Consider the following 13,160-nt stretch of genomic DNA (forward strand, 5'->3'; position numbering starts at 1 on the left):
AACGACGACAACCTTCTCGGGTGAACAGCAGTCAGAAGGTTGACCACGCACATACCCGTGGGGATTTTTTGCGTTCCGTACTCAGCTCGTCATGAGGAGCAGCACCGCATGTCCGAGACAGGCACCGGCGCCGTACCACGCTTCAGCATCGTCGTGCCCGTGTACAAGGTGCAGGGCTTCCTGCGCGCGTGCATGGACTCGGTGCTGACGCAGGATCACCCGGACTTCGAGCTCATCGCCGTCGACGACTGCTCACCGGACCGCAGCGGCGCCATCCTGGACGAGTACGCCGCCCTCGACGACCGCGTCCGGGTCCTGCACCTCCCGGAGAACGGCGGCCTGGGCCCGGCCCGCAACGCCGGTCTGGAGCAGGTCCGCGGCGACTACGTCCTCTTCCTCGACAGCGACGACACCCTCGTCCCCGGCGCGCTCGGCGCCCTCGCCGGCCGGCTGGCCGCCACCGGGGACCCCGAGATCCTGATCTTCGACTACGCCCGGACCTACTGGGACGGCGCCACCCGCCGCAACGCGTTCTCCGCGCTGCTCGACGAGTCCGGCGCGCCCTCCTTCCCGCTCGCCGAGCGCCCCCGGCTCCTCGATCTGCTGCAGATCGTCTGGAACAAGGCCTACCGCCGCGACTTCCTCGAGGAGCACGGCTTCACCTTCCCCGCGGGCTACTACGAGGACGCCCCCTGGACGTTCTGCACGCTGATCACCGCACCGCGGATCGCGGTCCTCGACCGGGTCTGCCTGCACTACCGCCAGCGCCGGCAGGGCGGCAACATCCTGCGCACCACCAGCCGCAAGCACTTCGACGTCTTCGACCAGTACGCCCGGGTCTTCGCCCACCTGGACGCGCACCCCGAACTGTCGCACTGGCGCGTCCATATGTTCCGCAAGATGGCCGACCACTATCTGACCGTGCTGGACAAGCCGGGCCGGCTGCCGCGCGACGCCCGGGCCGAGTTCTTCCACCGCGCCGCCCGCGACTACCGCCTGCGGCTGCCGGCCGGCTTCGTCCGCCCCGGCGGCGTGACCGGCGGCAAGTACGCGCTGCTCGCCAGGGACGCCTACCCGGCGCTGGCCGGTCTCAAGGTCGCCGGCAAGGTGCAGCGCACCGTGCGCAAGCACGCCGGCAAGCGGATCCGGCAGGCCAAGCGCACGGCCGTGCACCTGCGCTACCGGGCCCTGTTGCGGCAGCCGCTGGACGAGAACCTCGCGGTCTACTCCGCGTACTGGAACCGGCTGCCGTCCTGCAATCCACTGGCGGTCTACGAGAAGGCCAAGGAGCTGGCACCGCACGTGCATGGCGTCTGGGTCGTCAAGAAGCAGCTCGCCGAGGCCGGGCGGGTCCCGGCGGGTATCGACCACGTCGTACTGAACTCGCCGCGCTACTGGGAGGTGATGGCGCGCGCCAAGTACCTCGTCAACAACGTCAACTTCGCCGACAACGTGGTCAAGCGCGAGGGCCAGATCCACCTGCAGACGCACCACGGCACGCCGCTGAAGTCGATGGGCACCGACCAGAAGCGCTACCCGGCCGCCGCCAGGGGCATGAGCTTCCGCAAGCTGCTGGCCCGCGCCGACCGCTGGGACTTCTCGCTCTCCGCCAACCGGCACACCACCGAGCAGTGGGAGCGCGTCTACCCCTGCGGCTTCACATCGGTGGACGCGGGATACCCCCGCAACGACGTCTACTACCGGGCCACCGCCCAGGACGTCCGCGACATCCGCGAGCGGCTGGGCATCGCGCCCGGCCGGACGGCGGTGCTGTACGCGCCGACGATGCGCGACTACCAGGTCGGCTACGTCCCGCGGCTCGACCTGGAGAGGCTCTCCCGCGAGCTGGGCGAGGACGTCGTCCTGCTGGTGCGCACCCACTACTTCTACGACCGGGACCCCGGCCTCCAGCAGCTGCAGGAGCGCGGTGCGCTGATCGACGTCTCCGGCCACCCGGTCGTCGAGGAGCTGTGCCTGGCCGCCGACGCCCTGGTCACCGACTATTCGTCGATCATGTTCGACTACGCCAACCTCGACCGGCCGATCGTCACCTACGCCGACGACTGGGACACCTACGTCCGCTCCCGCGGGGTCACCTTCGACCTGCTCTCGGGCGAGCCGGGCGACACCCCGGGCGTGGTCGCCACCAGCGAGGACGAACTGATCGAGGCGTTCCGCAGCGGCCGCTGGGACGACGAGCGGGCCGCCGGGCTGCGGGCCGCGTTCCGCGCGCGGTTCTGCCCGTGGGACGACGGGCACGCCGCCGAGCGCGTGGTGCGCCGGGTCTTCCTCGGCCAGGAGGCGTCCCCGGCCCCGCTGCCGCGGGACGAGCGCACCGTCGCCCCGCCCCCGCGCGCCGCGGCCCGGGAGCCCTCGGCCACGCTGCCGTTCCAGGGGAGCAAGGGGAGCGAGGGCAGCACGGTCCCCGCCCGGCGCGGGGACGGCCCGTCCGACGAGGCATCGGGCCTCGGTCTCGCGGGCTGAGCCACCAAAGAGACCTCTGCGGGGTGCCGCGGCGGACGTCCGCCGCGGCACCCCGCACACGTCTCCGGGTCCGGCCGCGGCCGTCCGGCTCAGCGCCCGCCGAGCGCCCCGACCACCGCCACCGTCAGCTCGTCGAGGTAGCCGGCCGGCACCTCGTCGCGGACGACCAGCAGCCGCCAGTACAGCGGCCCGGTCAGCAGATCCAGGGCCAGCCGGCCGTCCGCGCCGGCCGGGATCTCGCCGCGCTCGACGGCGCGCGCCACCATCGCCGCGGCGACGCCCTCCTGGCTGTCGTGCAGCGCGGCCTTGAGCGCGGTCGCCAGCTCGGGGCTGCGGGCCGCCTCCGCCAGCAGGTCCGGGACGATCTGCGAGGCCATCGGGTGCCGCAGCGCGCGGGCCGCGACCTCCAGCAGCATCCGCACGTCGCCGGAGAGCGAGCCGGTGTCCGGCGTCGGCATCCCCGCCGCGGCCACCGCGGAGACCACATCGAGGACGAGGTGCAGCTTGGAGCGCCACCGCCGGTAGACGGCGGTCTTGCCCACCCCCGCCCGGCGCGCGATGCCCTCGATCGACATCCGGGCGAAGCCCACCGCGGCGAGCTCCTCGAAGACCGCGGCGCGGATCGCCTCGGTCTTGTCCTCGCGCAGTACGGCGGCGCCCGCCGGGGTCCGGCGCGCCGCCGCGGAGTCGTTCCCGCTGCCCTCTTTTGCCATGGCTTGAGCATAGCGTCACGACGCTACGGTTGCGTTTCGACGTGAGCTCCCTTTAGTGTCGGCGTCGCGACGATACGGACCCGTTCCGTCGTAAGGCCCCCGTTCTCGTTCCCCCGCCCCCGTACGCAAGCGAAAGCGGCCTCCTCCATGCCCCAGACCCTCGCGCCCCCGGCTCCGACGCCCGACCGGGCGCCCGACCGCGGCGCCTCCCCCGATCCCGAGCTGCGTGCGCTGGCGGAGCGGCACGGCCTCACGGTGAGCGGCGCCCGCCCCTCGCTGCCGGAGTACACCCGCCAGCTGTGGCACCGGCGGCACTTCATCACCTCGTTCGCCGGCGCCAAGCTCACCGCGATGTACACCACCGCCAAGCTCGGGCAGCTCTGGCAGGTGCTGACCCCGCTGCTCAACGCGGCCGTGTACTACTTGATCTTCGGTGTGCTGATCGGCACCAAGAGGGGCGTCCCGGACTATGTCCCGTTCCTGGTGACCGGCGTCTTCGTCTTCACCTTCCTGCAGAACTCGGTGATGGCCGGCACCCGGGCGATCTCCGGCAACCTCGGCCTGGTGCGGGCGCTGCACTTCCCGCGGGCCTGCCTGCCGATCTCGTTCTGCCTGGCACAGCTGCAGCAACTGCTGTACTCCATGGGCGTGCTCGTGGTCATCCTGCTGTGCTTCGGGCAGGTCCCGACCTGGTCGTGGCTGCTGGTCGTCCCGGCGCTGGCGCTGCAGTTCGTCTTCAACACGGGCCTGGCGATGGTCATGGCGCGCCTGGGAGCGAAGACCCCGGACCTGGCACAGCTGATGCCCTTCATCATGCGGACGTGGATGTACGCGTCCGGCGTGATGTTCAGCATCAGCGTGATCCTCCAGGGCAAGCACCTCCCGCAGTTCGTGGTGATGCTGCTGAACGGCAACCCCGCCGCGGTCTACATCGACCTGATGCGCTTCGCCCTGATCGACAGCTTCAAGGCGCACCAGCTGCCGCCGCACGTCTGGGCGTTCGCGGCCGGCTGGGCCCTGCTGGCCGGCGTCGTCGGCTTTGTGTACTTCTGGAAGGCTGAGGAGCGGTACGGACGTGGCTGAACAGACCAACGGCATGGACCTGGCCGGGCACCCGAACGGCACCCGGCCGGCCGAGGCCGCCGAGGCCCGCGTCCCGACCGTGATCGCGGACGATCTGCACATCGTCTACCGCGTCTACGGCACGGGTGCCGGCAAGGGCAGCGCCACCGCGGCGCTGAACCGCATCGTGCGCCGCAAGCCCTCCTCGGGCGTGCGCGAGGTGCACGCGGTCAAGGGGGTCTCCTTCACCGCCTACCGCGGCGAGTCGATCGGTCTGATCGGCTCCAACGGTTCGGGCAAGTCGACGCTGCTCAAGGCGGTCGCCGGCCTGCTGCCCGCCGAGCGCGGCAAGGTCTACACCCACGGCCAGCCCTCGCTGCTGGGCGTGAACGCGGCGCTGATGAACGACCTGACCGGCGAGAAGAACGTCCTCCTCGGCGGCCTGGCCATGGGCATGAGCCGCGAGCAGGTCCGCGAGCGCTACGACGGCATCGTCGACTTCTCCGGCATCAACGAGAAGGGCGACTTCATCTCGCTGCCGATGCGCACCTACTCCTCCGGCATGGCCGCCCGCCTGCGGTTCTCCATCGCCGCGGCCAAGGACCACGACGTGCTGATGATCGACGAGGCGCTGGCCACCGGCGACCGCAGCTTCCAGAAGCGCTCCGAGGCCCGCATCCGCGAACTGCGCAAGGAAGCCGGCACCGTCTTCCTCGTCAGCCACAACAACAAGTCCATCCGCGACACCTGCGACCGCACCCTGTGGCTGGAGCACGGCGAACTGCTGATGGACGGCCCGACGGACGACGTCATCAAGGCGTACGAGGCCCACCGCTAGGACGACCGCCGGGGCACGCCCCGGGGGGGGACTGCCCCCGGGAGCCGGTCCGGCAGCTCCCGGCGGCTTCGCGCCGTACGGAAACGGGGACGGCCCCGGAAGCCTGAGCTTCCGGGGCCGTCCGACGTGATGCATGCGTCAGCTGTGGGTGCGCAGCAGCGTCCGCATCGTCCGCATGGCCACGGAGAGGTTCGCCAGATCGAACCCTTCCGACCCGTAGATCTCCTCCAGCGTCGCCCGCGCACGGCTGAGGATCGCCGCGTTGGCCTGCTCCCAGGCCTTGAACCGCTGCTCCGGCGTCGAGGAGCCGTTGCCCTCCGACAGCACGTCCGCGGTCAGCGCCGCATGGGCCGCGAAGAGGTCCTCGCGGATCGAGGCGCGGGCCATCGACTGCCAGCGGTCGTTGCGCGGCAGCTCCAGGATGCGGTCGAGGAGCTGGTTGATCCGCAGCCGCTCGCCCAGGTCGTAGTAGACCTCGGCGACGTCCAGCGGCGCCTTGCCCATCCGGTCCGCGACGGCGACGATGTCCAGCGCCGGGAAGACCGAGGAGAAGCCGGACACCTGGACGGCCAGCGCCTCGGGCACGCCCGCGCCGGTCAGCTCGTCCAGGATCGTCTGGAACCACTCCAGATCGCTGCCCTGCAGCAGGTTCGGCAGCTCCTTCCAGAGCCCGGCGACCCGCTCCGCGAAGAACTCGATGGTCTCCGAGAGCTCCAGCGGCTGCGGGCGGTTGTTGAGCAGCCAGCGGGTGCCGCGCTCGACCAGCCGCCGCGAGTGCAGCCGGATCCGGGTCTGGACATCGGCCGCGACGACATTGTCGAGCGCCTCGACGTCGTCCCAGACCTGGTTCAGCCCGAAGATCGTCCGGGCCGCGGTGTGGGCCCGCACGACCTCTTCGAGGGAGGCCCCGGTCTCCTCCCGCATCCGGTGCAGGAAGCTCGTACCGCCGGTGTTGACGGTGTCGTTGACCAGCACCGTCGTGACGATCTCGCGGCGCAGCGCATGCCCGTCGACCTGCTCGGCGAAGCGGTCGTGCAGCGCCGAGGGGAAGTAGGCGTGCAGCAGCCGCTGGAGGTAGGGGTCGTCCGGCAGCCCGGTCTGGATCAGCGCCTCGGCGACCGTGATCTTGGTGTACGCCAGGAGCACCGCGGTCTCGGGCTGGGTCAGCCCGCGGCCGGCGGTCAGCCGCTCACGGATCTGCCGGTCGGTGGGCAGGAACTCCAGGGCCCGGTCGAGATCCCCGTCGCGCACCAGGCGGCGCATGAAGCGCTGCTGGGCGTGGAGCATGCTGGAGGACTGGGCGAGGGCCAGCGCCAGTGCGGTGTTCTGCGCGTAGTTGTTGCGCAGCACCAGCGCGCCGACCTCGTCGGTCATCTCGGCCAGCAGCTTGTTGCGCTGCTTGACCGTCATGTCGCCGTCCGCGACCACGGCGTTGAGCAGGATCTTGATGTTCACCTCGTGGTCGGAGGTGTCCACACCGGCGCTGTTGTCGATCGCATCGGTGTTGATCCTGCCGCCGGCCGCGGCGAACTCGATCCGGCCCAGCTGGGTCAGGCCCAGGTTGCCGCCCTCGCCGACGACCTTGACCCGCAGGTCCTCGCCGTTGACCCGGATGGCGTCGTTGGACTTGTCGCCCACATCGGCGTTGGACTCCGCCGAGGACTTCACATACGTCCCGATGCCGCCGTTCCACAGCAGGTCGACGGGCGCCTTGAGGATGGCCTGCATCAGGTCGGCGGGCGTCATCTTCTTGACCCCGGCGTCGATGCCGAGGGCGGCCCGCACCTGCGCGTTGATCTGGATGGACTTGGCCGAGCGCGGGTGGATGCCGCCGCCCTGGGAGAGCAGCTCGGTGTTGTAGTCCGCCCAGGAGGAGCGGGGCAGCTCGAAGAGCCGGCGGCGTTCGGCGTAGGAGGTCGCCGCCTCCGGGTTCGGGTCGATGAAGATGTGCCGGTGGTCGAAGGCGGCGACCAGCCGGATGTGCTCGCTGAGCAGCATGCCGTTGCCGAAGACGTCACCGGACATGTCGCCGACGCCGACCGTGGTGAAGTCCTGGGTCTGGGTGTCGTGGTCCAGCTCGCGGAAGTGCCGCTCGACCGACTCCCAGGCGCCGCGGGCGGTGATGCCCATGCCCTTGTGGTCGTAGCCGGCGCTGCCGCCGGAGGCGAAGGCGTCACCGAGCCAGAAGCCGTACGACTCGGCGACCTCGTTGGCGATGTCGGAGAAGGTCGCGGTGCCCTTGTCCGCGGCGACGACCAGGTAGGTGTCGTCCTCGTCGTGACGGACCACGTTCTGCGGGTGGACGACCTCGCCGCCGACGAGGTTGTCGGTGATGTCCAGCAGACCGGAGATGAAGGTCTTGTAGCAGGCGATGCCCTCGGCCAGCCAGGCGTCGCGGTCCTGCGACGGGTCCGGCAGCTGCTTGCCGACGAAGCCGCCCTTGGCGCCGACCGGCACGATGACGGTGTTCTTGACCATCTGCGCCTTGACCAGGCCGAGGATCTCCGTACGGAAGTCCTCCCGGCGGTCCGACCAGCGCAGACCACCGCGCGCGACCTTGCCGAAGCGGAGGTGGACGCCCTCGACCTTCGGGGAGTACACCCAGATCTCGTACGCCGGGCGGGGCGCCGGCAGGTCGGGGATCGCCTGCGGGTCCAGCTTCATGGACAGGTAGGAGTGCGGCCGGCCCTGGCTGTCCGTCTGGTAGTGGTTGGTGCGCAGCGTCGCCTTGATGACGGTGAGGAAGGACCGCAGGATCCGGTCCTCGTCCAGGGAGGCGACCTGGTCGAGCGCGCCGTCCAGCTCCTCCAGCAGCCCGTCCGTCAGCTCCGTGCCGGCCCGCTGCCGGCCGGGGGACATCCGCGCCTCGAAGAGGGAGACCAGCAGCCGGGTGGTGTGGACGTTGTTGGCGAGGGTGTCCTCCATGTACGTCTGGCTGAAGGTCGCACCGGCCTGCCGCAGGTACTTGGCGTAGGCCCGCAGGACCATCGCCTGGCGCCAGTTGAGGCCCGCCTGCAGCACCAGCGTGTTGAAGTTGTCGCTCTCGGCCGCGCCGGTCCACACCGCGGTGAACGCGTCCTGGAAGCGCTCGCGGGCGTCGTCGCCCTTGACGTGCTCCGGCATCCGCAGCCCGAAGTCGTAGACCCAGGCGATGGTGGAGTCGGCGCAGCGCAGCTCGTGCGGGCGCTCGTCGACGACCTCGACACCCAGGCGGTTCAGGCCGGGCAGCACCCGCGACAGCGAGACCGGCTCGCCCCTGCGGTAGATCTTGAAGCGGCGCTCGCCGGGGCCCGCGCCGACCGGCTCGTAGAGGCTGACCGAGAAGTCGTGGCCGGGCTCGCCGGTGAGCTTCTCCAGGTGCTGGAGGTCGGCGACGGCGCTGCGCGGGCTGTTGTCGGCCTTGTAGCCCTCGGGGAAGGCGTGGCCGTAGCGGCGCAGCAGCTCGGCGGCGCGCTCCTCGCCGACCTCGGCGTTCAGCGCCTCGCCGAAGCCGTCGGCCCACGAGCGGGCGGCCTCCACCAGCCGGCTTTCGAGGCGGTCCGCATCGGCGTCGGTGAGCTCGGGCAGGCTGGCGCCGGGCTCGACCCGGATGACGAAGTGCAGCCGGGAGAGGATCGACTCGGTGTTCCAGGCGGTGAAGTCGACGCTGGTGCCGCCGAGCTCCTCCTTGAGGATGTCGATCAGGCGCAGCCGCACGCCGGTGGTGTAGCGGTCGCGCGGGAGGTAGACCAGCGCGGAGTAGTAGCGGCCGTACTCGTCCTGGCGGAGGTAGAGCCGCAGCCGGCGGCGCTCTTGCAGGTAGAGGACGCTGGTGGCGATGGACCGCAGCTCGTCGACGGGCGTCTGGAAGAGCTCGTCGCGCGGGTAGGTCTCCAGGATCTGCAGCAGGTCGCGGCCGTCGTGGCTGTCGGGGCTGAACCCGGCGCCCTCCAGCACCTCGGCGACCTTGCGGCGGATGACCGGCACCCGGCGCACGGACTCGGTGTACGCGGCCGAGGAGAACAGGCCCAGGAAGCGCCGCTCACCGATGACATTGCCCTTGGCGTCGAACTTCTTGACGCCGACGTAGTCGAGGTAGGAGGGGCGGTGGACGGTGGCGCGGCTGTTGGCCTTGGTCAGGATGAGCAGCTTGTGCTCACGGGCCTTGGCGCGGGCGTCCGCCGGCAGCCGGTTGAAGGACGGCGAGACGGGGTGCCCGTCGGCGCTCTCGTGGTGCGGCGGGTCGGCGCGCAGGATGCCCAGGCCCGTGCCGGGCACGGCGGTCAGCACGTCCTCGTCGACGCCGCCCTCACCGGGCACCGAGGCCAGCTCGTACTCGCGGTAGCCGAGGAAGGTGAAGTGGTCGGCGGACAGCCAGCGCAGCAGCTCCTGGGCCTCGGCGATGTCCTCGTCGCGCAGATCGTCGGCGATCGGCTCGGCGGGCAGCTCGTCGGCGATACGGCCGGCGGCGGCGCGCATCTTCTCCCAGTCCTCGACGGCCTCGCGGACGTCGGACAGCACCCGCAGCAGATCCGCGGTGATCTGCTGGAGGTCCTCGCGGTCGGTCTCGCGGTCCATCTCGACATGGATCCAGGACTCGGTCACCGCGTCGTGCGGCAGCTTCGCGCCCTTGCCCTTGCCGGTCCGGCCGTGCGCATCGCAGTTGGAGTCGAAGACCTCGATGAGCTTGCCGGTGACATCACGGCGGACGATCACCTGCGGGTGGATCACGACATGGATGCCGCGTCCCTGCCGGGAGAGCTCGTTGGTGACCGAGTCGACCAGGAACGGCATGTCGTCGGTGACGACCTCGACGACGGAGTGGCTGCAGGTCCAGCCGTTCTCCTCGACGGTCGGGGTGTGCACCCGGACGTTCGCGGTGCCCTGAGGACGCGTCTCCGCCAGGCGGTAGTGGGAGAGCGCGGCGCCGAAGACGTCGACCGGGTCGCGGCCGGTGAGGTCCTCGGGTGCGGTGTGCAGGTAGTAGCGCTGGAGGTATCCCGCAAGGGTGTCCGGGTCGAGCCCCCGTACCGGGTGCTTACCCCCGGCCGGGCTGCTCTCTACGACCCGGGCAGCCTTGGCGAGCAGCTCGGTTTTGGCTTCGTCCAGCTTGGTCTGCATGTCCTCTGGCTCCTGTCGCGCGCCGTTGCGTGACGTTGTGGAAGAACGTGATGGAAGCCGCACAACGCCGCAGCGACGCGAGGTGTCCTGTCGCTGTCGACGCTATGCCGCGATGAGAGAGGGCCGTGCCGTTATCGACAGTTTTTGACAAAGTCGACAGGGAATGTTGGCCGCAAAGACCAGCGACCGCCCGGTCACGGTGGTGCCCCGGGCGCACGGCAGGGGCCTCGATGCCCCCGCGGGTTATCGCGCTGATCACGGTGCAAGGCTATCGCTCCCCACACGGGTGCCGTCATGGGCCGTGTGCGTACAAAACCACGGCCCGAACTTAGACCTTCTGGACAACGGCCCGCCGGGGTGGCGTGTGCGTGGTGCCCTGGCGCCCACGGGCCCGGCGGACCCGCGCGGCACCCGCCCATGGGGACACCCGTCCGGCGCCTGCACAGCGGCCCTAGACGGCTATGTCGCCCGCCATCTCGACCGCCTCGGCGAGCGTGTCCACCACCGGCACCCCGGCAACCATCAGGCTCGCCCGGCTGTGCGATCCGCCCGTGTAGAGCACCGCGTGCGCGCCCGCGTCCCGCGCGGCCAGGGCATCGTCCGCGGCGTCACCGATCACGACCGTACGCCGCGGATCCACGCTCTCCATCGCCGCCAGATGCCGCACCATGTGCGCGCTCTTGGTGCCCCCGGACGGCCCGGTCCTGCCCTCCACCAGCACGAACCGCGATTCGATCCCGAAGTCGCGGACGATCGGCAGCAGCTCGTCGTGCCCGTACATGCTCAGGATCGACTGGCTGCGCCCGGCCGACTGCCATCCTTCGAGGAGCAGATCCACCCCCGCGGCGAGCTCACAGCCCAGGCGGTGCGTGCTGTAGTGGCGGTGGAACGCCTCGTCCATCACCAGCCACTCGGCGTCCGTCGGCAGCCGCCCCATCAGCCGCTCGTAGAACCTCGGCACGGGCACGCAGTACAGATCCCGGTACGTCTCGAGGGTGATCGGCTCCAGGCCGATCTCCGCGAAGGCGGAGTTCGTCGCCCCGATGACGGCGTCGATGTCATGGAACAGCGTGCCGTTCCAGTCCCAGACGATGTGTGTCGCGTGCTTCCCCATGTGGTCCCCCACGTCGTTCGCCGTGCGTTTCCCCCTGAAGAAAAAATACCCGTCGCCACTGACAACGCGGCCTGATCCGCGGACAACCGGCCCTCAGCCGATCAGATGCGGGATCTCCTGCACCCCGAACCACATCAGGTCATGGTCCTCCGCGCCGTCCACCGTGAACTGCGCATCGTCATCACCCTGGTCCGCCGCGCCGAGCGCCGCGGCGGCCGCCGCGATGTCGGCCTCCGCGTCCGCGGCGTCCACGTGCACCGCCCCGGCCTTCGACAGCGGCACCGGCCCGGAGATCCGCACCTCGCCCAGCGACGAGGGGTCGAGGCCCCGGTCCGGGTCGGCCGCCGCCGCACCGTCCGCCACGTCCACGGCCACCACCACCCGCCGCCGCGCGATGTCCGGGTGACCTGCGAGCAGCCGCAGCGAGGCCTGCGCGGCGCGGTTCAGCGCGGCGTACTCCAGCTCCTCGATGTCGTCCGAGACGTACCACTCGCGCAGCGCGGGCGTGACGGCGTACGCGTCCAAGGGGCCGGGGCCCAGCTCGCCGTTCTTGTGCGCCTCTGCGAGTCCGGAAAGGGTCAGGGGGACATAGACGCGCATGGCAGCCGCTTCCGCTCGATTCGCTCGACTCCGAAGTTTGTCCAGCCAGCATACGGGCGCGAGTCCCCCATCGTGCCGCCCCCGCACCCCCCGTGCCGCCCGTCCGGCACCCGTCCCCCACCCCGCTCCTCAGGCCTGATCCCAAGCCCGCGCCACGGACGGGTGAACTCTTCGCACCCTCCGCCCCGGCCTGTGCGCGCCTTGCTGCCGCCCCGAGCGCGCCGATACGAAGTTCCCCACCAAGAAAGCTACCGCCCAGTAATTCACGGGCCCGGCACCACGGGGGCGATCACCAGCATGACCGGCACGCACCGCACCACGGCGCACACCACCACAGCCGTCGACGGCGAGCACACCGAGCGGCCGACGACGCCGGCTCCGTCCACCGGCAGCAGGTGCGAGGCATCCACACCCCTCGCACCTGCTCCGCCCACGGACACCCGGCCCCTTCCGTCCACCGGCACCACGGACGCCCACGGCCCCCGGACGCGCCCCACCAGCCCGCCGGAATCGACTCCCACCGTTCCCCGGCCCCGCCGCTCCCCCTCCGACCGCCGCCCCCTCGGCCCGGCCGGGAGCGGCCCCGGCTCCGCCGGCCGGGCCCCCGGTACGGGTGGTCGCGGCCCGGGCTCCGGCCCCGCCGGCCGGGGCCCCACCCGTACCGCCGCACGCCCCGGCCGCCCCGCCGCCCTGGCCGCCGCCGCGAGCCGGCGGCCCCGCACCGGCGCACCGGCCACCCCCGTCAACGCGGCCGGCGTCCCCCTGCCGACCGTCGGGGCCCAGCGCCGGGCGCACGAGAGCCGGCCGCATCACTGGTTCGCCCATCAGCTGGTGCTCGCGCTCAGCGGCCAGCGCCCCGTACACGCCCTGCTGGGGCATGCGCTGCCCGCCGCGTACGACCGGCTGGCGGAGCTCGCCCCGCAGGCGCCGCTGCGGCCGGTGACGCCGGCCGGCCAAGGCACCACCGCCCCCACCGTGCGCGACTGCGGACTGTGCCGGCCGCGCCGCGGCGTCATCGAGGCCTTCGCCCGGATCGCGGCGGACGGACGGCTGCGGGCCCTGGCCTTCCGGCTGGAACTGGGCGCCGACTCCCGGTGGCGTTGTGCCGCCCTCGACATCGGCCCGGCTCAGGCCGTCCGCGGCCCGGTCGGGTGACCTGCCCACGCAAAGGTGCCCCGGCCGTTCTCCGGCCGGGGCACCCTCGCTGCACGGCGGAGCGCCCGTCTCCGGGCCGCCTCACCGCCTACTG

The 13,160-nt window shown here is 71.4% G+C and carries 8 protein-coding genes; 4 read left to right on the forward strand and 4 right to left on the reverse strand.

Translation table 11 applies throughout. The features are described 5' to 3' along the window. Positions 1-108 precede the first annotated feature (108 nt). Complete coding sequence (locus tag Scani_RS31405; RefSeq protein WP_159481138.1) at positions 109-2,484, forward strand: bifunctional glycosyltransferase/CDP-glycerol:glycerophosphate glycerophosphotransferase; 2,376 nt, start codon at positions 109-111, stop codon at positions 2,482-2,484. An 89-nt stretch (positions 2,485-2,573) separates the two neighbouring features. Here Scani_RS31405 and Scani_RS31410 read toward each other — a convergent pair whose 3' ends face one another. Continuing rightward, positions 2,574-3,197 (reverse strand): TetR/AcrR family transcriptional regulator, encoded by a 624-nt coding sequence (locus tag Scani_RS31410; RefSeq protein ID WP_159481139.1) that lies wholly within the window; start codon positions 3,195-3,197, stop codon positions 2,574-2,576. 147 nt (positions 3,198-3,344) lie between these two features. Between Scani_RS31410 and Scani_RS31415 the strand changes: the two genes are divergently transcribed. Continuing rightward, on the forward strand, positions 3,345-4,280 hold the full coding sequence (locus Scani_RS31415; RefSeq protein WP_159481140.1) for an ABC transporter permease: 936 nt from the start codon (positions 3,345-3,347) through the stop codon (positions 4,278-4,280). 13 nt (positions 4,281-4,293) lie between these two features. Further along, positions 4,294-5,097, forward strand: coding sequence for an ABC transporter ATP-binding protein (locus Scani_RS31420; protein ID WP_159482482.1), 804 nt, complete (start codon positions 4,294-4,296; stop codon positions 5,095-5,097). Between the two features lie 138 nt (positions 5,098-5,235). Here Scani_RS31420 and Scani_RS31425 read toward each other — a convergent pair whose 3' ends face one another. The 3 genes from Scani_RS31425 to Scani_RS31435 form a co-directional block, all read right to left on the reverse strand. Then, the gene (locus Scani_RS31425) at positions 5,236-10,197 is read right to left on the reverse strand and encodes an NAD-glutamate dehydrogenase (RefSeq protein WP_159481141.1); all 4,962 of its coding nucleotides are present in this window, start codon (positions 10,195-10,197) and stop codon (positions 5,236-5,238) included. Between the two features lie 451 nt (positions 10,198-10,648). Further along, positions 10,649-11,311 (reverse strand): HAD family hydrolase, encoded by a 663-nt coding sequence (locus tag Scani_RS31430; RefSeq protein ID WP_159481142.1) that lies wholly within the window; start codon positions 11,309-11,311, stop codon positions 10,649-10,651. Between the two features lie 93 nt (positions 11,312-11,404). After that, positions 11,405-11,911 carry a DUF6912 family protein gene (locus tag Scani_RS31435; RefSeq protein WP_159481143.1) on the reverse strand — a complete coding sequence of 169 codons (507 nt, stop codon included), beginning with the start codon at positions 11,909-11,911 and terminating at the stop codon, positions 11,405-11,407. Positions 11,912-12,208: 297 nt separating this feature from the next. Here Scani_RS31435 and Scani_RS41860 point away from each other — a divergent pair, with 297 nt between their 5' ends. After that, positions 12,209-13,066 (forward strand): Rv3235 family protein, encoded by an 858-nt coding sequence (locus Scani_RS41860; RefSeq protein WP_159481144.1) that lies wholly within the window; start codon positions 12,209-12,211, stop codon positions 13,064-13,066. The last annotated feature ends 94 nt before the right edge of the window (positions 13,067-13,160 follow it).

Source organism: Streptomyces caniferus, assembly GCF_009811555.1.
GTDB classification, from domain to species: domain Bacteria; phylum Actinomycetota; class Actinomycetes; order Streptomycetales; family Streptomycetaceae; genus Streptomyces; species Streptomyces caniferus.

What these genes read in the sequence shown, in the direction of transcription:
- Scani_RS31415 (WP_159481140.1), top strand. Translation starts at nt 3,345, where the DNA reads ATGCCCCAGACCCTCGCGCCCCCGGCTCCGACGCCCGACCGGGCGCCC.
- Scani_RS31420 (WP_159482482.1), top strand. Translation starts at nt 4,294, where the DNA reads ATGGACCTGGCCGGGCACCCGAACGGCACCCGGCCGGCCGAGGCCGCC.
- Scani_RS31410 (WP_159481139.1), bottom strand. Translation starts at nt 3,197, where the DNA reads ATGGCAAAAGAGGGCAGCGGGAACGACTCCGCGGCGGCGCGCCGGACC.
- Scani_RS31430 (WP_159481142.1), bottom strand. Translation starts at nt 11,311, where the DNA reads ATGGGGAAGCACGCGACACACATCGTCTGGGACTGGAACGGCACGCTG.
- Scani_RS31405 (WP_159481138.1), top strand. Translation starts at nt 109, where the DNA reads ATGTCCGAGACAGGCACCGGCGCCGTACCACGCTTCAGCATCGTCGTG.
- Scani_RS31425 (WP_159481141.1), bottom strand. Translation starts at nt 10,197, where the DNA reads ATGCAGACCAAGCTGGACGAAGCCAAAACCGAGCTGCTCGCCAAGGCT.
- Scani_RS31435 (WP_159481143.1), bottom strand. Translation starts at nt 11,911, where the DNA reads ATGCGCGTCTATGTCCCCCTGACCCTTTCCGGACTCGCAGAGGCGCAC.
- Scani_RS41860 (WP_159481144.1), top strand. Translation starts at nt 12,209, where the DNA reads ATGACCGGCACGCACCGCACCACGGCGCACACCACCACAGCCGTCGAC.